The 19,954-nt window shown below is 37.9% G+C and carries 11 protein-coding genes; 3 read left to right on the top strand and 8 right to left on the bottom strand.

The features are described 5' to 3' along the window. Nucleotides 1-239: 239 nt before the first annotated feature. The 8 genes from ACM46_RS01335 to ACM46_RS01370 form a co-directional block, all read right to left on the bottom strand. Nucleotides 240-2,201, bottom strand: a complete 1,962-nt coding sequence (locus ACM46_RS01335; protein WP_048504820.1) for a heavy metal translocating P-type ATPase — start codon at nucleotides 2,199-2,201, stop codon at nucleotides 240-242. A 44-nt stretch (nucleotides 2,202-2,245) separates the two neighbouring features. After that, nucleotides 2,246-2,665, bottom strand: a complete 420-nt coding sequence (locus ACM46_RS01340; RefSeq protein ID WP_048504821.1) for a Fur family transcriptional regulator — start codon at nucleotides 2,663-2,665, stop codon at nucleotides 2,246-2,248. A gap of 13 nt (nucleotides 2,666-2,678) precedes the next feature. Then, nucleotides 2,679-3,575: a cation diffusion facilitator family transporter gene (locus ACM46_RS01345; RefSeq protein WP_048504822.1), complete on the bottom strand. Its 897-nt coding sequence runs from the start codon at nucleotides 3,573-3,575 to the stop codon at nucleotides 2,679-2,681. Nucleotides 3,576-3,595: 20 nt separating this feature from the next. Next, nucleotides 3,596-4,477, bottom strand: a complete 882-nt coding sequence (locus ACM46_RS01350; protein WP_048504823.1) for a bestrophin family protein — start codon at nucleotides 4,475-4,477, stop codon at nucleotides 3,596-3,598. Nucleotides 4,478-4,498: 21 nt separating this feature from the next. Further along, nucleotides 4,499-5,236 (bottom strand): methyltransferase family protein, encoded by a 738-nt coding sequence (locus ACM46_RS01355; protein ID WP_048504824.1) that lies wholly within the window; start codon nucleotides 5,234-5,236, stop codon nucleotides 4,499-4,501. 24 nt (nucleotides 5,237-5,260) lie between these two features. Then, on the bottom strand, nucleotides 5,261-6,529 hold the full coding sequence (locus tag ACM46_RS01360) for an efflux RND transporter periplasmic adaptor subunit (RefSeq protein ID WP_048504825.1): 1,269 nt from the start codon (nucleotides 6,527-6,529) through the stop codon (nucleotides 5,261-5,263). Nucleotide 6,530: 1 nt separating this feature from the next. Next, nucleotides 6,531-10,895 (bottom strand): CusA/CzcA family heavy metal efflux RND transporter, encoded by a 4,365-nt coding sequence (locus ACM46_RS01365; RefSeq protein WP_083997308.1) that lies wholly within the window; start codon nucleotides 10,893-10,895, stop codon nucleotides 6,531-6,533. Between the two features lie 135 nt (nucleotides 10,896-11,030). After that, a complete protein-coding gene (locus ACM46_RS01370) occupies nucleotides 11,031-11,354 on the bottom strand; it encodes a DUF6660 family protein (RefSeq protein WP_048504826.1) in 324 nt (107 codons plus the stop codon). A 443-nt stretch (nucleotides 11,355-11,797) separates the two neighbouring features. Between ACM46_RS01370 and ACM46_RS23590 the strand changes: the two genes are divergently transcribed. From ACM46_RS23590 to ACM46_RS01385, 3 genes are all read left to right on the top strand, one after another. Continuing rightward, the gene (locus ACM46_RS23590; protein WP_053082652.1) at nucleotides 11,798-12,676 is read left to right on the top strand and encodes a hypothetical protein; all 879 of its coding nucleotides are present in this window, start codon (nucleotides 11,798-11,800) and stop codon (nucleotides 12,674-12,676) included. A gap of 8 nt (nucleotides 12,677-12,684) precedes the next feature. After that, nucleotides 12,685-13,155, top strand: a complete 471-nt coding sequence (locus tag ACM46_RS01380) for a hypothetical protein (protein WP_048504827.1) — start codon at nucleotides 12,685-12,687, stop codon at nucleotides 13,153-13,155. A gap of 108 nt (nucleotides 13,156-13,263) precedes the next feature. Further along, entirely contained in the window at nucleotides 13,264-19,950 is a 6,687-nt protein-coding gene (locus tag ACM46_RS01385) for an RHS repeat-associated core domain-containing protein (RefSeq protein WP_083997309.1), read from the top strand. Nucleotides 19,951-19,954 lie beyond the last annotated feature (4 nt).

The following is a 19,954-nucleotide window of genomic DNA, read 5'->3' on the forward strand; positions in this document are numbered from 1 at the left end:
ATTTTATCTCCGATAAAATTTTATAGTGCTGAGTATGTGGTGTTTTTTTTATTTCCTTACTGGGTGTACAAGCTTGGGGATTTTTCATAAAAAACCTCATAGGTTTTGGAAACCTATGAGGTTGGGTGGGTTGTAATTATTTTAAAACGGATATAATATTAATATTGATTATGTATCACTTTTAGCTGCTACCTAACACCTATCATCTGCAACCTATTTACCTGCTACCTGCTCCCCTATCAAAACTTCATCCTTTGAATCCTCACAGCATTCAGGATAGCCAGCAAAGCAACTCCTACATCAGCAAATACAGCTTCCCACATGGTAGCCAATCCTCCGGCTCCCAGGACTAAAACAACTGCTTTTACAGCAAAGGCCAAAATAATGTTCTGCCATACTATTTTTTTAGTCTGCTTTCCAATATTGATCGCCATTGGTATTTTACTTGGTTTGTCATCCTGGATCACAACGTCTGCCGTTTCAATCGTGGCATCGCTACCGAGACCTCCCATGGCAATTCCTACGTCGCTGAGAGCAACTACAGGAGCATCATTTACACCATCTCCAACAAAGGCTACGGTTTCTTTTTTAGCTTTGATCTCTTTTACTTTATTCACTTTATCTTCCGGCAGTAAGTCCCCGAAAGCACTGTCTATACCCAGCTGGTCTGCCACATATTTCACCACAGTTCCTTTGTCACCGCTCAGCATGGTTGCTTTTACGCCCATTCTGTGAAGATTATCAACGGTTTCTTTGGCATCGCTTTTTATACTGTCTGCAATGGTGATGTAGCCCGCAAATTTCTTATCATACGCCACAGCAATAAGGGTATAAACAATATTGGAATGGTTGGTATCGTAACTGATATTGAATTTATCCATCAGCTTAAAGTTACCGACCAGTAATTCTTTTCCATCAACTGAAGCTTTTAGACCATGTCCGGCAATTTCTTCTACGTCTTCCAATGGAATGGAATGATCTATTTCGCCTGCATAATTGTGGATGGCAGTTGCTACAGGGTGTGTACTTTTACTTTCAAGGGCATTGACCAGCTTCAGAATTTCTTCTTTACTGAATCCCGGCTGAATGTTTACTTCCTGTACTTTGAATACGCCTTCTGTCATGGTTCCGGTTTTATCCATTACCACATTTTGTATTTCTGCAATACTGTCCAGAAAATTACTTCCTTTGAACAGAATTCCGTTCCGGCTTGCGGCTCCAATTCCTCCGAAATATCCCAGCGGAATAGAAATTACCAGTGCACACGGGCATGAAATTACCAGGAAGATTAATGCTCTGTACAGCCAATCTCTAAACTGATAGTCGCTGACAAAGAAATAAGGTAAAAGACAGATTCCTATGGCCAGAAAAACAACAATCGGGGTGTACACTTTTGCAAATTTTCTGATGAACAGTTCAGTCGGAGCTTTTTGGGCGGTCGCATTTTGTACCAGCTCCAAAATTTTACTCAATTTACTGTCTTCATAGGCAGTGTTCACCTTCACAAGGGCAATGCTGTTCATATTGATCATTCCTGCCAGTACGGCTTCGCCTTTTGATTTGGTATCCGGTTTACTTTCTCCGGTGAGCGCTGCGGTATTGAATGAAGCAGATGCTGTGATCAATTCGCCGTCCAGCGCCAATTTTTCTCCCGGTTTAAGCTGGATAATATCACCAATTTTGGCTTCTTTTGCTTTTATGGTTTTGGGCTGGCTTCCATCAATTATCGTTACCTCATCTGGTCGCTGATCCAGCAATGCTTTGATGTTTCCTTTTGCTCTTGAAACAGCCATTCCCTGGAATACTTCACCTACCGAATAGAAAAGCATTACCGCAACTCCTTCCGGATACTCTCCGATTATAAATGCGCCTACCGTAGCAATTCCCATCAGGAAAAATTCGGAAAATACATCTCCTTTTATAATGCTTTCATAGGCTTCTTTTAAAACAGGAAGCCCTACAGGAGCGTATGCCGCCAGATACCAGACTAAACGTACCCAGCCTGTAAACCATTCTGTTTTTATATAATTATCCAGTGCTATTCCTATGAGCAACAGCGCGAAAGATATAAGGGCAGGAAGAAACATCTGGAAAACCGTTTTATCCCCGGCATCATGAGAATGATCGTGATCGTGCCCGTCATTTTCGGAATGAACATGTTTGTCCTGTTCTTTTGGTTTTGTACTACAACATTCTTCCATAACTAATATTTTTATGTAAAATTAGGGTTATACTCAATGCAATGCTATTGCAAACCTTCGAGGCAGTTCTCACAGATTCCTTTGGCGAAGAGCCTTATTTCATCTATCCTGAAATTGGTCTGTATGTTTTCCGGAAAAGAAATATCTTCTCTGCAGGTAGTTTGTTTGCATATTTTACAGTAAAAATGCAGATGCCAGTCTTTATGTGTTTTTTCGTTACAATCGTCCTCGCATAATTTATATTTTGTAGTTGCATTTTCCTGGATGCTGTGTACAATTCCTTTTTCTTCAAAAGTTTTCAGGGTACGGTAGATGGTGGTTCTGTCTGCATTATCAAAATAATTTTCAACTTCTGAAAGAGACAGCGCCGCATCCTGTGTACTTAGAAAATCATACACGAGAATTCTCATGCTCGTAGGTTTGGTGTTTTTGCCTATGAGCTTGTTTTCTATATCTTTTTTCATTTTTAATTACAATTTAAAGATGAACTTCTTTTTCTTCATAGCCTTCTTCTTCTATCTGAAATGTGGTATGATGAATTTTGAAATTTTCCATGCTTGTTTCCGTTAAGGTTTTCAGCAATTGATTCTGAGCTGTTCCCTGTTCTCTGACAACATGCGCGCTCATCGCGTTCACACTGGATGTAAGCGACCACACATGAAGATCATGAACATCTTTCACTCCCGGAATTCCTTCCAAGTATTTACGCAACTCATGAATATCTACATCTTTTGGCGTTCCTTCCAGCAAAACGTTAATAGCCTCTTTCAGTAAACGCCATGTTCTTGGGAAAATCAGAAGGCCAATCGCAGCAGAAATAATCGGATCTGCATAATACCAACCTGTTGTGAGCATAATAACTCCCGCAATCATTACGCCTATTGAAGTAAGCATATCGGAAAGCACTTCGAAGTACGCCCCTTTCATATTGAGACTTCCTTCAGAATCTTTTCTAAGGATCATCATTCCGATAATATTGACGATAAGTCCGATACCGGCTACGATAAGCATAGTTTTACTCTGTACTTCCGGTGGGTTTTTGAACCGTTGAAAAGCTTCATAAAGTACATAAATGGAAATCCCTAACAATATAACGGCATTAATTACTGCTGCCAGGATCTCTGTTCTGTAGTACCCGAATGTTTTTCCGGCATCCGCTTTCCGCTCTCCTATTTTGATGGCGATGAATGCCAAAAGCAACCCGACAACATCGGTGAGCATATGGGCGGCATCTGCGAGAAGTGCGAGGCTCTGCGTGACAATCCCGCCAATCACCTCAGCAATCATATACGTTCCACTTAAAAGAAGGACAAAAAGCAGATTCTTTTTGTGCCTGCTTGCCGGTGAAGCGGTCTGTATTTTTATTTCTTCCATGTTTTTTAAATTTTAATGAATTACATTTCGTAATACAGAGAATTCTCTTTTTTCACAGGGACATTCTCATCTCCCGTCATTTGTTTAATATTAATTTCTATGGTCTGTGCCAACGAGGTCACAGGGGTATCAACAGGGCCGTTTTCAAATGGATCCTGCATAATGATGGATGTTTTTTCTATGGCAAGGAACATCACAGGAACAAGGAAAGTAATGATGATTTCAACTGCCAGCTGTCCATCATCCAATCCAAACGGAAGTATGGCAGCAAACACGTAGATCAATGTATGCAGCAGAATACTGTAAGATCTTGGAAAAACAGTATTTTTCAACCTTTCACATTTTCCCATGCTGTCGCATAGCCTGGTAATGATATCATTCAGCTGCATTTGCTGAAAATCCGTCAGTCCGCATGCTGCTCCCGTATCTCTGAGCTGTCGGGAATGAGCATCCAAAAGTGCATTCGGAATATTGGCGGCTTTGATGTGATGCTCATCCAGATATTTCTGAACCCTGTCTGAGAAAGGCTGCCTTCTTAAAGATTCACCAAGAGCATAGGTCCAGATGATCTGTCTTTCTGCAAATTCCTTTATGATCCTGTCTTCCCCGGCAGGAAAAAACTGTATAACCAATCTGATCAATGTTCTCGAATCATTCACTATGGCTCCCCAAACGGTTCTGGCTTCCCACCATCTTTCATAAGACTGAGACGTTCTGAAAGCCAGCAACAGAGATACCGCTGTTCCTAAAAGTGCCGGAATATTGAGGGGAAGGGAAATTTTCCGGAACCACGGGAGGAGATCTAACAGCCCTATGGACACGGCAAATATTCCCATATACAGGATCTGGGTTTTTATTTCACGGATGAAATACCAGATGGATATTTTTTTGTTTAACAGCATAGCTCGAATTTTTATCAGATTTTACCTGTTATTTTCCAGATAGTTGGTCCTTTTTTTAATTATTTTAAGTACAATGTAAATAATCATAGTCAAGGCACATCCTACTATAAAAAGCATATTGTAATGAGTATGGTTTTTAACCCATTCTCCTATTAAATCGAAAATCATAAAAATTAAAAACACAGCGAAAAGCCCGTTTTTCTCTTTCTTCAGTACCTTTTTCAAGCTGAACGACAGACTGCTCTTTGTAAAAAAATCTAATTTAGGAATAAAAACCGGTACTTTACCGGACCAGTTTCTATAAATATCCCCAAATTTTCTTTCCAAAAACTGTTCTTCAGCATAGATGATTCTTTCGTAATAAATCCAATAAAAAAGGATAAAGGAAATAATGAACCATACATTTTCTGTCATCAGAGCAGGCCCAAGCCACATCAGGAAATTCCCAAGATACAGCGGATGTCTCACCACACTGTATATTCCTGTTGTATTAAGGGTGTCTGCGACTTGCCCGTCTGCCGTATTTCTACCCGAAGTGTTTTTGGGTGTATGGCCTACCGTATATATTCTGACTCCGAGCCCTGCGAGACTTACAAACAGACAGAAAATTTCATAATAAACCATACAGTCCGTGGTTTCTTTCTCCAGATTGGTCTGGATGAAAACAACCAGCCCGATGAACAAAATCCCTATTGGCAGGAAACTCCGATACTTAAACAGCCAGTTTCCCTGATCTTCAAGTTCTTCTTTTAAAGCCATAATTTTTAAATTTCATTGTGTTTGTTAGTGTTCATGTCCTCCAGAATTAGAAAGTTTTGCATTCACAAAAAATGCTCCCTTCACCACAACTCTGGCATCCGGCGGAATTTGTCCTACCGGCGTAATTGCGGTATAACCCATATCTGAAGTTCCTTTCACTACTTCCACTTTTTCGAAATTCACGGTTTTTTCCTGCTCTCCGGCATGTCCGCCTTTTTCTTCTTTTTTCTCCCCACCTTCGGCAGCAGCTTCTTCATGTTCTTCAGCCTTTTTATCTGTCCGAACGAAAACGTAATACTTCCCGTCTGCTTCTACAATGGCTTCATTCGGAACGGCAGGGGTTGTATTTTTATCTAGGCTTACGATTCCGGTGATATTCATTCCGTCTATCAGGCCTGCTTTATTTCCGGTCACGGTTCCATGCACAGAAATGGTTTTGCTTTCATTCTCAAAAGAAGAACCTACGCTATATACCATGGCATCATATTCTGTTTCCGGATTATTGGTCAGTTTAAAATGAACAATCTGCCCTACTTTCATTCTAGGCAGGTCTTTTTCAAAAACCTGAAGATCCAGGTGAATAGAATTGTTGTCTATAATTTCCGCCACAGGAGAAGAAACATCTACATAACTTCCGATCTGAGCGGAAATGCTGCTTACGGTTCCGCTTATAGGTGCTGTAATGACAAGTCCTGATCTCATATTGGAATTACTGACTTTTCCGGGGCTTATACCCATCATCTGAAGCTGTCTTAAAAGAGAAGCTTTCCGGGTTCTTAATGTTCTGAGCTCTGCATCTGAACTTTGCAGGTTTTTCTTAGCCCCTGCATCGTTATCGAAAAGTTCCCGTTGTCTTCTGTATTCCTGTTCTGCATAGGTAATTCTACTGTTCGTTGTGAGATAATCTTCCTGTAAGCGGATAAAATCGGGATTGGCGATGGTTGCAATCACCTGTCCTTTTTTTACGATGCTTCCTACCTGCACGGTAAGGGTTTTGATGACTCCGCCGTACAGAGAGGTGATGGTTGCTTTGTTATTATTGGGAACCCGGAGAATTCCATTGGCTTTGACTGTGGAAGTCAGTTCTTTCATTTCCACAGGCCCTAGAGTTATCCCTACCGATTTCATCTGTTCTGCCGTTAAAGCTGCAATAGTCTGCGGACCTTCTTCATGGGCAGCTTCGGTCTTTTCGGTTTTCGTTTCACTTTTTTCTGCCGGGGTTTCTTTTTTCCCGCAGCTTATGAGTAAAAGAGCCGTGACCGTAAGGTATATGATGTTTTGCTTTATTTTCATGTTATTTATTGATAATTGAATTAATAGTAACTACAGATTGGTTCACCTGCTGGATAGATTCTAAATATTTTAACTGGATATTGGTTGCGGTCTGCAGGGCAAAAAGATATTCTACATAAGAGATTTCTCCTGTTTTGTACCCTAATTGGGCTGCTTTTACAATCTTTTCTGCGTTTGGAATAGCCTGACTTACATAATATTCATATTGTTGTATGTCCTGCTGGTATTGTCCCAAAGCATTTTCCAGCTGTGCAGTAAGCTGTTTCTGCTGCATTTTGGCATTGGTCTCGGCGGCAAGTTTATCATATTCCAAAGCCTGTATCCTTGCTTTTGTAGCTCCAAAAGTCAAAGGAATGGCAACGCCTACTGAAAAAGAGTTAAAACGGTCGCCTGCATTATAGAATTTCTCCTGTCCGTTTTTGGTATGAAAACCAATCAGCGACTGGCTTGTCAATCCGAGGCTGAACTCTGGAAGTCCCTGAGATTTTTCAACCTTCTTATTCTTTTCAGCAATCTCCATTTCCTGATAGAAAGCTTTTATTGTAGGGTTATTGGCTACAGAACCGCTGTCCAGAATATTCTCTGTTTTTAAAGGTTCATACTCTTTTTTAAACGGAACTTCAAAATCTTCTGACGTGTTCAGTAATGTCTTTAAATTTTTATAGGCATTGTTTAAATAGACTTCATTCTGTCTCAGCAGCAGACTGATTTCTCCTTTCTGGGTTTCTGCTGTATTAATTTCAATTTTCTTAATATCTCCTGCTTTAAATCTTACGGTAGCAATCCTGATAAAATCCTGGTAAAGGCTATCGAGATCCTTCAGCTTAAATTTATTGTATTGAAGGTATTCTATCTGATAGTAGTAGCTTCTTACCTGTTTTGTCAGTTCATTCACCGAAACTTCTTTACTGATCTGGCGGCTTTTGATATTTTCTGTAATCAGTTCTCTTCTCGCTTTGAACAGTGTAGGAAAAGGAATGCTTTGAGAAATGGCAAACGACTGGTCGAATTTTGGACTGTTGTACTGCCCCAGCTGCGCTTCAAAATTCAGCTTCGGAAGTTCTTTGGCTGTTCCTTTGAGGGCTTCCGCTGATTTTATACTCAGATCTTTCGATTTTAAAACCAGATTATTTTCCGTCGCCATTTCTACTGCCTGATCTACGGAGATCTGACGGGTTTGGGCTTTAAATGTCTGCCCGAACATCAGAAATCCAAGAACAAGAATTGTAGCGACAGGTTTAATTTTATTAATTCTTCCTTTAATCTTCGTATTAAAAATAATATAAAGCATCGGCAAAACAAATAAGGTAAGGAATGTGGCTGTCACCAGTCCTCCGATTACTACTGTAGCCAAAGGTTTCTGTACTTCTGCTCCGGCTCCCGTGGAAATGGCCATTGGTAAAAATCCTAATGAGGCCACTGTTGCGGTCATGAGAACAGGTCTCAGTCTGGTTTTTGTTCCTTCATAGACTCTTTTCAACACATCGGTTTCACCTTCTTTTTCCAGTTGGTTAAAGGTTCCGATCAAAACAATTCCGTTGAGAACCGCTACCCCGAACAGGGCAATAAACCCAATTCCGGCACTGATACTGAACGGCATGTCTCTTAAAAGAAGTGCAAATACTCCTCCGATCGCACTCATTGGAATGGCAGTAAAAATTAATGCCGCCTGCTTGAATGAATGGAATGTAAAATACAAGAGCATAAAGATGAGAAACAGGGAAACAGGAACAGCTATCATCAAACGTTTGCTGGCTTCCTGAAGGTTTTCGAACTGGCCTCCGTAAGTAAAGTAATATCCGGAAGGCAGTTTTACCTGCTTATCCAGTTTGGCCTGAATATCCTGCACCACACTCTGTACATCCCGTCCTTTTACATTAAACCCAATCACGATTCTCCTTTTTCCTTCTTCACGGCTGATCTGTGCCGGGCCAAGTTTATAGCTTACATTCGCTACTTGGGAAAGAGGGATTTGTGCTCCGGTATTGGTTGCAATCATTAAATTATTCACATCACTGATACTCGTTCTGTGAAGACTGTCGAGACGGACTACAAGGTCGAAACGTCTTTCATTTTCAAAAACCTGTCCGGCTGCTTTTCCAGCAAAGGCCGTACTTACAGCATTGTTCACATCTTCTATATTCAATCCGTAATTGGCCATTCTGGTTCTGTCGTATTCCACATTAATCTGGGGAAGACCGCTTACTCTTTCAATCTGAGGAGCTGTTGCCCCATCCACGGTTTGAATGATCTTTCCTACTTTATCTGCATAAATAGACAGCGAATCCAGGTTTTCACCAAAAATTTTAACGGCAACATCCTGCCTGATCCCTGTCATCAATTCATTAAAACGCATCTGAATCGGTTGATTTTTTTCAAAAAATACGCCCGGAATGGTTTCCAGCTTTTCACTGATTTCATCCGCCAGTTCCGTATAGGATTTTTTGGACTTCCATTCGCTTTGTGGTTTTAATACGACAATCAGGTCGGTGGCTTCCGGAGGCATAGGATCGGTAGGAACCTCAGCGGATCCGGTTTTCCCGACTACCATTTTCACTTCATCAAACTGCTTGATGATTCTGGATGCCTGCATAGAAGTTTCTATACTCTGGCTGAGTGAGCTTCCCTGCGGAAGAATACAGTGGAATGCATAATCTCCTTCCTGAAGCTGAGGAATAAATTCACCTCCCATATTTTTGAAGATAAAAGCACTGATGACAAAAATAAAGACAGTAACCGAAACGATGATATATTTTACTTTCACCGCTTTTTGCAGCATCGGCTGATAGATCTTCTGGAGAAAATCCATCATTTTGTCACTGATGGTTTTTTTATGGGTTATCTTTTTTGAAAGGAACAAGGCGCTTGCTGCCGGAATATAAGTAATAGAAAGGATTGTAGCTCCTATAATGGCAAATCCTACTGTTTTGGCCATCGGTGTAAACATTTTTCCTTCTACTCCTACCAGCGTAAGGATAGGTACATATACAATTAAGATAATAATCTGTCCGAATATGGCACTATTCATCATTTTGGAAGCTGCCGTTCCCACTTCCTGATCCATCTGGATCTGGGTAAGACTGTTTTTATAATTCTTATTGTGTTGCAGTACATGCAGTGTAGCTTCTACAATAATTACGGCACCATCTACAATGAGCCCGAAATCTATAGCTCCAAGACTCATCAAATTGGCACTTACGCCAAAAACATTCATCATTCCTAAAGCAAAAAGCAATGACAGAGGGATCGCTGAAGCCACAATAAGCCCGGCTCTGAAGTTCCCGAGAAAGACCACTAAAACGAAAATAACGATTAAAGCTCCTTCAATAAGGTTTTTCTCTACGGTATTAATAGCTCTGTCCACAAGATCTGTTCTGTCCAGGAAGGGCTCTATGACCACATCGTCAGGAAGCGACTTCTGAATGGTAGGGATCTTAGCTTTGATAAGACTTACCACATCATTACTGTTGGCTCCTTTCAGCATCATTACAACGCCGCCTACTGCATCTACTTTCCCGTTGTAAGTCAGTGCTCCATAACGAACAGCACTTCCCAAACGCACATCTGCAACATCTTTGATAAATATAGGAACGCTTCCGGTCTCATTTTTTACGGAGATATTTCTGATGTCATCCAATGAAGTTACAAAACCGATTCCGCGGATAAAGTAGGCATTTGGTTTTTTATCTATATAGGCTCCTCCGGTATTCTGATTATTTTTTTCTAAAGCTGTAAAAATATCGGAAATACTGACTCCCATTGCTTTGAGACGGTCGGGATTCACTCCTACTTCATACTGTTTCAATTCTCCACCGAAGCTGTTGATTTCAGCTACTCCGGGTGTTCCGTTCAACTGTCTTCGGACAATCCAGTCCTGCATGGTACGGAGTTCTTTGGCTGAATATTTTTTTTCGCTTCCTTTTTTAGGGTGAAGAATATACTGATAGACTTCCCCAAGACCTGTACTTACAGGTGCGAGTTCGGGTGTCCCGACTCCTTTGGGAATTTCTTCTACCGCCGTTTTCAACTGTTCGTTAATGAGTTGTCTGGCAAAATAAACGTCTACATTTTCTTTGAATACCACAGTGATTACGGAAAGCCCGAATCTTGAAATACTTCTGGTTTCCTCGATATCCGGGACATTGGCAATACTCTGTTCTATGGGAAAAGTAACCAATTGTTCCACTTCCTGCCCTGCCAGTGTAGGACATGCGGTAATGATCTGAACCTGATTGTTGGTAATATCAGGAACAGCATCTATGGGAAGTTTTGTAGCACTCCAAACTCCCCAGATGATCAGAAGCAAGGTCATAATTCCGACGATCACCTTGTTTTTGATACTGAATTTTATGATTTTATCTAACACGATCTGTATTTAATTTTTATGGGTAATAACTGCATGCGGCGGTAATGCCGATGCAAAAATATCACGAAGATCTCTGCAATGAAATTGCAAAGTTCAACAGAAAGAAAGCCTTAACTTTCTATTAATCAACAAAAATTAAATCTTAGGGGGCTGCCAGATATGGTCGTATACCTGGTATGCAAAGTTGTTTTTCTGAAAAAGAATTTTCTTTGAGAAATAAGCCTGAACATGATTTGGGACCTCAAACAGAGGATCCATTTTGAAAGCCGACACCGTCATCTGGCAACAGCTGCATGCACAAAGCGGAGAACAAATATCTCCTCTGTCTTTTGAATGAGACTCATCCATATTGAATGACAGCTTTGTATCTCCCTGTCCTGAAGGACGGTGCACATCTTCACAAGGCATCAGTGACAATGCCATGAAATAAAATGCAAGTATCCATCTTAACAGATTCATATGAACAAAGGTAGAGTTTTTTTCTAAAACGAAAATATTATATGAGGTATTTAATATATTCTTGACATTGGAGTGGAGGTTTGGGTGGTGTGGTGTATTTTAATCTGCCTCCGAATTTCAAAATTTATCATTAATATTTTTTATTCATTAAAAAGATCAATTAAATATTTTTCTTTTTTTATTCAACTAAAAGCCCAATAGTTCTCTTTTGGATGATATATATTAAGGTTAGATGGATTTAATTCAAATATTATTTAATTTTGCAAAAGCACACAAATCTCCTCGTAAAGTGAAAAAACTATATACTTAATTCTTTACCAACAGAATATATAAAGAGATGTTTATAAAATATAAGATCAAAGGATCTTTATTAAATTAACGGCTACCTCATGTAAACTACAAAAATATTTTTAAGATTTAAAAAGAAACAATTATACCATTTTATGAAAAAAATTTTATCAATTATCGGAATAGCTGTATTTGGAACACTATTTTCTCAAAATATCCCTTTTGACAAATTATATGGAAATTCAGATCCCACAAACTATTACCTAACCCATTATCCTGTAGCGGGTTCAGATGGCTTGGATATCAAGTGGTATGGTGGTATTAAACTCCAAACATCTGAGGCTTTAGTACAATTATTAAACAATGGGAATGTTGGTATTGGAACCAGTGACCCCAATGCAAAACTACATGTCCTTAAAGAGAATACAAATAATCAAAATTTAGTCATTGGTAAATTTGATGCCTCAGGTCCAACCGGAGGTAGTACGATGGTGAGTATAGGATATCATACTACTGCTAACCTAGAACTCAATTCTGCATATACAGGTAGTGGATTCAGATATGGAAGCTATGGTGATTTTAACATCGAAAATGATAACAACAGTACAAGTTTAGGAGCTATAAATTTTGTTTCCAATAAGAAAATACAAATGGCCATCATGCCCAATGGAAATGCATCTCTTCAAGGTAAATTTGAAGCAAAAGAGGTTAAGGTAACGCTTACACCAACAGCCGATTTTGTTTTTGATGAGTATTATGATCTACCAAAACTCGAAGATGTAGAAAAACACATTAAAGAGAAAAAACATCTTCCTGAAATTGCTTCTGCAAAAGTAATGGAAAAAGAAGGGGTAAATGTTGGAGAATTCCAAATTAAACTTTTACAAAAAATTGAAGAATTAACTCTTTATTCCATTGAGCAGAATAAGCAGATAAAAAGTCTTCAGGAAGAGAACAAAACTTTAAAATCTCAATCTGAAGATATAAAAGAATTAAAAAAACAGGTTCAGCAAATCCTTTCCACCAAAAAATAGACACACTGATGAAAAGAAAATTACTTTCGATATTCTCTCTACTTATAAGCATTTTCGGGTTTTCTCAAACCGAGATTTATTTCAAATACGATGAGGCCGGGAACCAAAGATACAGAGGCCCTAATACTGCAGGAAAAAATACTCCGGCAGAAGCAGCAAAAAAAGAGACTAAAACAGTAACTGCATTGCAACAAGCTTCTATCATGGATGAAAAAACTTTCTGGAAACAGATAAGATTATATCCTGTACCTGTCAACGATATTCTTACCATCGACTGGACTGAAGAAGCAGACCAACTTATAGAATCTGTTTCTCTATATCAACACAGTACGGTACATTGGAAATTCCAACAGCAGAATATTCCGGGGCTGAACCGTCAGCTTAAAATCAATATGACAGGATATGACTGGGGAGTATATATTCTGCGTTTTACATTGAAAGACGGAAGAGTATTCGGCAGAAATATTACCAAAAGATAGATTTTTTTGGATTAAAATAGATTAAAGCATTGAAAGATTAAAAAATTTTTCAGTGCTGTATCTTTTACTTATTGATCAACAATTCTCATTGATAATTATACTATAAAAATGAAATTTATTTTATCATTTATACTGTCCTTGTGTTCAGTACTGGGATTTTCACAGACCATACTTTACCAGACAGAAAATACATCAAGAACGGTTCAGGACCCACAAACGGTGATCCTTACTCCTGGATTTAGCGCTTCTTCAACAGTAGCTAATCCTTTTGTGGCAAAGATAGGATCCTCTACGGAAAGCTCTGGAGGCGGGCCTTTGGACTCCAATGCTGGTGTAAATAATCCATCTGGAACATCTGTTGTAGGTGATCAAAAATTCCATGACACAAAGGGAAATATTGAAGTGAGTGGAGCCGGACAGCTTCAGTTTACATTGCCTATTGCTTTACCTCCTGGAGTAAAAAATGTAGCTCCAAATATTAGCTTAATTTATTTAAGCAATTCAGGAAATGGTATTGCTGGCTATGGGTGGGCACTTTCAGGTATTACTACCATTTCAAGAATTGGAAAGAATATTGAAAAAGACGGAGAATTGAACAGTGTTAAATTAGATTATTCAGATTATTTCAGTTTCAATGGACAAAGGTTGCTATTAAAATCAGGAGAATATGGTAAGGACGGAGCTGAATATGTGACTGAAAAATATTCCAATACTAAAATAAAATCCGTCGGATCTATAGCAGGGCAGATTTGGCAGGGCCCTGAATATTGGGAAGTTACTTTTGAAGATGGTTCCCAAGCTTGGTACGGAGCTACTGCTTTAGGAAGTAATCCAGCCAGAACAGCTTTAGAATATAATATTGTAAAATGGAGAGATGCACAAGGTAATTATATAAATTATAATTATGAGTATACCATGATTTCCGGATTTAGAGGTATAGATGGTGGTGTGTCAAGAATATCATCAATTCATTGGGGTGGGAATGAAATTTTAAATAATCCCCACTTTAATACTATTGACTTTACTTATCATGACAGAGATCTTTCAGAAGAATCATATATGCAGGGGCTGAGATATATACAAAATAAATTATTATCTGAAATTAAGGTAAGTTCGAATGGAAACCAATTTAAAAGGTATGCTATTGAATATATAAAAAATGGAAGTAACTATCAATTAGTTAATACAATTACAGAACATAATACTGAAGACAGTGCTGCCAATCCGATAACTTTTAATTATCCTGTTCCTACTCTACAAAATCTGGAATATTCACCAAACAGTATGGATAGTTTTGACAACGTTAAGTTGACAGGTGATTTTAACGGAGATTCTTATGTGGACTTCATTATGAATAATGGAATTGTAAAACTTGGAGCCTTTAATGAAAACTTCACCGATGTTCCAACCTCTAAGATTTTTAACTCTGATGCAAAGATTGTCAATACTTTACTGGATGAAGAAGGTCAAGTATACAATGGAAATGGAATTATTCAATATGAAAATGGATATATCCGCGGATATATCTTTAGAGACAATACTTTCGTTAAAGTATTTGAAAAGCTTGTCTATAACGAATCAGGTTGTACGCAAAGTACTACTGACCCTCATCCTGCAGGATGCAGAATGTTGCTTCCCACATTGAATGAAGGAGATCTTAATGGGGATGGTATCTCAGATATATTTCTAACATTGAAGCAAGAGCTTTGCCAGTGGATTCCGGATCCTAACTGTAACAATCCCAATTCTTCTGGAACTATGAAAGGTCCTGAACCATGTACTATACTACGTTGTAACACGTATACAGTAGGAAACTTTATTGTGGATTTAAAAAATTCTAATAACCCTTTAGCTACTTATACTCTTGATTCGGGAATCAATGAAAACTTCTATTATAATCAACGCTATATGGATGTTGATGGTGATGGAAAAATCGAAACTATTGATGTTTCTACTACAGGCTATACAGTACTTGAGTTTGTAAAAAATGCTCCTAATGAGTATATCAAAAAAATAAAATTCACAGGTAGTTTATTTGAGGCCAGAGACACCGAAGTTCCTATATTATTTGGAGACTTTAATGGTGATGGAAATCTTGATTTTACAGTTCCTATTACAGACACTCAGGAAACAGATAACTGGAGGTTTTATATGGGAACCGAAAAAGGATTCTCCAATTTTTTAAAACCAAATTTTTTGAAATTTAGAAAATCAAGTGCTTCAACGGGAAGTTTCCATATTTACCGTCACTTTTATTCAATTTCAGACACTAATAAAGATGGAAAGTCAGATATTATCCATATACGTTCTTATAATGATATAGGGCAACAAAATTCAAATGGAAATTCAAATTATAGAACTTTCGGCTATGAAATATACACTTATACCTCCGATGGAGTTCAAAACGGTATTCTAAATTTTGCTGTAAGTAATAAACTTGGCGGCCATAATTATGTTATACAAAATCCTCAAGAATATAGTTTATTCGCACCTATCACTTCTCAAATTAAGGTCAATAATAACTATTATAATGTTTTCCTATTCTGGAAAGAGCGACTACATAAACTTAAAGCTCCTTCTTCTATCAGTGAACTCTCTCAGGTTAAATCTATTACTCAAGGAGGAATTACAATGTCTGTAGATTATCTGGAAATAATCCCGAATAATATTACTAATCCGAACTTTTACAAGAAAATAAAGAAAGAATTTTATCCCTATTTTTCCTTAAACCGCTTAGATCAGTCTTATGCTGTGTCCCAGCTTAGGCAGGAAGGGAAGAAGCAGGATTTCCGGTATCGGGGAATGACAGGCAACATGCAAGGAAAAGGAATGCTAGGATACCATCAGACTGTCCGTTCTTCTTGGTATGCAACCGAATTTGAAAATACCAAAATCTGGTCAGGAGCAGAAATAGATCCTCAACTTGACGGAGTTCCTATAAAAGAATGGTCTATCCGAACAAATGATGAGTCAAAAATTTTCCCAACAGATATCTCTGAGAACAATACTCAGTTATTAAGTTTTAAATCTACCTTTTATCAAGCTGACAAATTATTGAATAATCAGTTAGTCACTGCGCCTGTTTCAGATGACAACAAACCTAAGATCGTAACAGCTACCATCGCGAAAAGTACCAAAACTAAAGATTTTCTAACAGGAACTATCACTACAGGCAGTCTTACCTACGGAGATTACTATCTTCCAGCCCAAAGTGTAACCAATGTTAACAATGGCTATGCTCTAACAACTTCTACATTTAAGTATATCCATAATCCTTCAGGATCAGGATCTGCTTATTATATCGGACGTCCAGAATCTAAAATAGATGTTGTTCAGGCTTATGGTGATACAAAATCCGCCAAAGAAGAATATATTTATGACAATAATCTTTTAAAAAACCTTAAAACCTGGAACAGAGACAATACAGGTTATCTTTTGGAAACATATAATTATGATGGTTTTGGAAATATCATTCAAAAAACAATCAGTAACAGTATAGATTCTCAAGTACAAACGAACAAAGCTGTATATGAGCCTAAAGGAAGATTTGTAGAGAAGAAAACCGATAATTTAGGGCTGGAAACCAACATAATCTACACCCAATGGGGACAGATTGAAAAACAAACAGATCCGATAGGCAATACACTTATCAATAAATATGACGAATGGGGCAAACTTCTATCTTCTAAAACCAATTTGGAAGGTACAATAACTTATCAGTATCTAAGAGATGCCAATTCCAACATAACAATTATACAATATAGTCCCAATGGTGATGTATCAAAAAAGCACACCAACAAACTGGGACAGGAATATAAAGTTTCTACTAAGGCATTTGGGCAAGGACAATTTGTTTCGAATGAAACTCAATATGACATACTGGGAAGAAAAACTGCAGAAAGCGAGCCTTTCTTTGAAGGAAGCAATCCTACCCAATGGAATACTATTACTTATGATGATACTATTTTCCCTGCAAAGATAACGGCAAAATCATTTAATGGAAAAGAAGTTGCGACTTCCGTTTCAGGCTTAACAACTACAGTAAAGGAAAACAACGGTAACGCGCGAACAACTACAAAAACGGGAGATGCTATTGGAAATACAATCTCTTCTTCTGATAAAGGAGGATTAATAACATTCTCTTATAACGCGGCTGGAGAGCAAGTTAAAGCGCAATACGCTGAAAATATTGTTACAACAAAATATGATACATGGGGAAGGAAATCAGAATTTAATGATCCATCCAACGGAATCTATAAATACGAATATGATGGTTTCGGCCAGCCTAAAAAAATAATAAGCCCTAAAGGCACTAAAGAATACACTTACAATGCTTCTGGCCAGCTTATTTCCCAGAAAGAACTCTCTACAACAGATGGCGGCCAGGCTACCAATAAAATGATTTCTTATTCATATGATGATAAAGGAAGGGTAATTACCAAATCCGGGATATCAAAAGGAAAAGCATATAGCTCTACTGTTTCTTATGATCCTCAGGGCAGAGTTTTATCATCATCCGAAAGCAGTAATGGTAGGTATTATATCCAAAAAGGGATCACCTATGATGATAAAGCAAGAGTGATCTCTTATGAAAAGCAGCTGTATTCTTCCGGTGTCCTGACAAAAGTACAGATAGAAAATGTTTATAGTGCATGGAATGGAGAGCTTTATCAGATAAAAGATAAAACTTCAGGCAAGCTATTATGGGAACTCAATCAAGTCAATGAAAAAGGACAAGTACTTAAAGCAAAGTTAGGATCTGTGGATATCATCAATGATTATGACACAAACAGTGGTTTCCTTAAAGAAATTAAGCATAATTCAGCAGTAAAGCCGAGTCTTTTAAACATCCGATATCAATTTGATGCCATCAGGAATGAACTGAAAAGCAGAGTTACAGGAGGAGACTTCAACATTACAGAATCATTTGACTATGATGATAACAACAGGCTTGTAAACTGGACCAATCCGGCGACGGGAGTTAAAACATTAAATGCCATCCTTAATGTTTATGATGATAAAGGTAGAATTTTGGAAAACGACCAAGTCGGAAAAATTAAATTTGAAAATCCTGCAAAAGTATACCAGCCTACAGGAATGACTCTGAACGCTGAAGGAACCCAGAATTACAATAATAACCTTATCCAGAGTATTGCTTATAATGAAAATAATGATCCTGTCTTTATTGACGGTGAAAAAGGGAATGTAGCATTTCAGTATGGACTTACCAACATGAGACAAAAAGTAAGCTATGGTGGGAGTTTTGATCCTGATCAGGAAGGAAAATTCACTAAATATTACAGTGAAGACGGAAGCTTTGAAGTTCTTAAAGATAATATAACCGGAAAAGAAAAACACATTCTTTACATTGGTGGGAATCCTTATGAAAGTAATATTGTATATTTAAAGAACTTTACAGAGAGTAGCGGTTCTTACAAATTTTTGCACAAGGATTATTTAGGAAGTATTCTTGCTATAAGTGATGAAGCCGGAAATAAGCTTGAACAAAGGCACTTTGATGCATGGGGAAATTTCACTCATCTTCAGATTGGGAGTGGATCAGTCATTACGGATAAAAATATAATTGATACTACTTCATTATTAATAGACAGAGGATATACCAGCCATGAACATTTTGCAGAGGTGGGAATCATTCATATGAATGGAAGACTGTATGACCCATTGTTGAGACGGTTTTTAAACGCAGATGAATATATCCAGGATCCTTACAATACGCAAAACTACAATAAGTATGGCTATGTGCTGAATAACCCGTTGATGTATAATGATCCAAGCGGAGAAGTACTTCCTTTCTTAATTGGTGTAGGGTTAGGTTATTTTTGGGCAACAGTAATATCCGGTGCCATTATTGGAGCTGCTATAAGTGTAGGTATGTATGCTCTTCAGGCAACATTCAATAATAATTGGTCTTGGGGAGGCTTTGCAAAATCCATACTAATGGGAACAGTTACAGGTGCGGTTTCTGCAGGACTCGGAGAAGTATTCAGTGCCGGAGGTTTTTGGGCTACCGTCGGAAATGGAGCGTTGACTGGTGCAGGTAGTGGAGGTATTGTCTCGTTAATAAATGGAGATAATTTTCTTGAAGGAATAATAAAAGGAGCTGTGATAGGCTCGGCTGTAGCCGCTGTAAGCTTTACGGTTAGTTATTATGCTAATGGACATAATAAGATTAAATATAAAACCACCACTTCGGATGTTAACAGTAATAATTTAGCATATGATGCAAATATACAGCATCAAACAATGCAAGATGATGTGAGTAGTACAAGAAATAAACTATTTACAAAGCCAGAAATTAATGAGTTTGGTGTAGGTAAAGATACTGTTGGGTTTGGTGGAGTAGATGGCTATTTATATCCAGGAGATGGAAGTAAAGTTTATGCCTACACTACACCAAAAAACTTTTGGACAGGTAAGTCCGATATTGTTTATGCCCCTATAACCGCACAAAATAAAGAATTATTAAAAGCGACAATGATTCATGAAACAGGACATGCATATATTCAAAAATTAAACATATTTGATGCTGTTATAGATACTGAAAAATTAGAAATTCATCCAAATCTAGATACAACTGGTCATATTGCCATAAGTAAGTTAGAACATGTTTATGCTGATAAAAATCTCTTGTTCAAAAGACCTCGTTATTTTTATAATAGTAGAAACAATATAAATTTAGCATATTCTAAGTTAAATAGTATCCAAAGATATTGGACTGACAAAACATTTGATAAACTTTATTCAATTTTTGACCGATTAACATTAATGAAATAATGAC

Origin of the sequence: Chryseobacterium angstadtii, assembly GCF_001045465.1 — a bacterium.
GTDB lineage: Bacteria > Bacteroidota > Bacteroidia > Flavobacteriales > Weeksellaceae > Chryseobacterium > Chryseobacterium angstadtii.

Coding starts and splice junctions, on each gene's coding strand:
- ACM46_RS01360 (WP_048504825.1), bottom strand. CDS start 6,529: ATGAAAATAAAGCAAAACATCATATACCTTACGGTCACGGCTCTTTTA.
- ACM46_RS01340 (WP_048504821.1), bottom strand. CDS start 2,665: ATGAAAAAAGATATAGAAAACAAGCTCATAGGCAAAAACACCAAACCT.
- ACM46_RS01350 (WP_048504823.1), bottom strand. CDS start 4,477: ATGCTGTTAAACAAAAAAATATCCATCTGGTATTTCATCCGTGAAATA.
- ACM46_RS01355 (WP_048504824.1), bottom strand. CDS start 5,236: ATGGCTTTAAAAGAAGAACTTGAAGATCAGGGAAACTGGCTGTTTAAG.
- ACM46_RS01335 (WP_048504820.1), bottom strand. CDS start 2,201: ATGGAAGAATGTTGTAGTACAAAACCAAAAGAACAGGACAAACATGTT.
- ACM46_RS01345 (WP_048504822.1), bottom strand. CDS start 3,575: ATGGAAGAAATAAAAATACAGACCGCTTCACCGGCAAGCAGGCACAAA.
- ACM46_RS23590 (WP_053082652.1), top strand. CDS start 11,798: ATGAAAAAAATTTTATCAATTATCGGAATAGCTGTATTTGGAACACTA.
- ACM46_RS01370 (WP_048504826.1), bottom strand. CDS start 11,354: ATGAATCTGTTAAGATGGATACTTGCATTTTATTTCATGGCATTGTCA.
- ACM46_RS01385 (WP_083997309.1), top strand. CDS start 13,264: ATGAAATTTATTTTATCATTTATACTGTCCTTGTGTTCAGTACTGGGA.
- ACM46_RS01380 (WP_048504827.1), top strand. CDS start 12,685: ATGAAAAGAAAATTACTTTCGATATTCTCTCTACTTATAAGCATTTTC.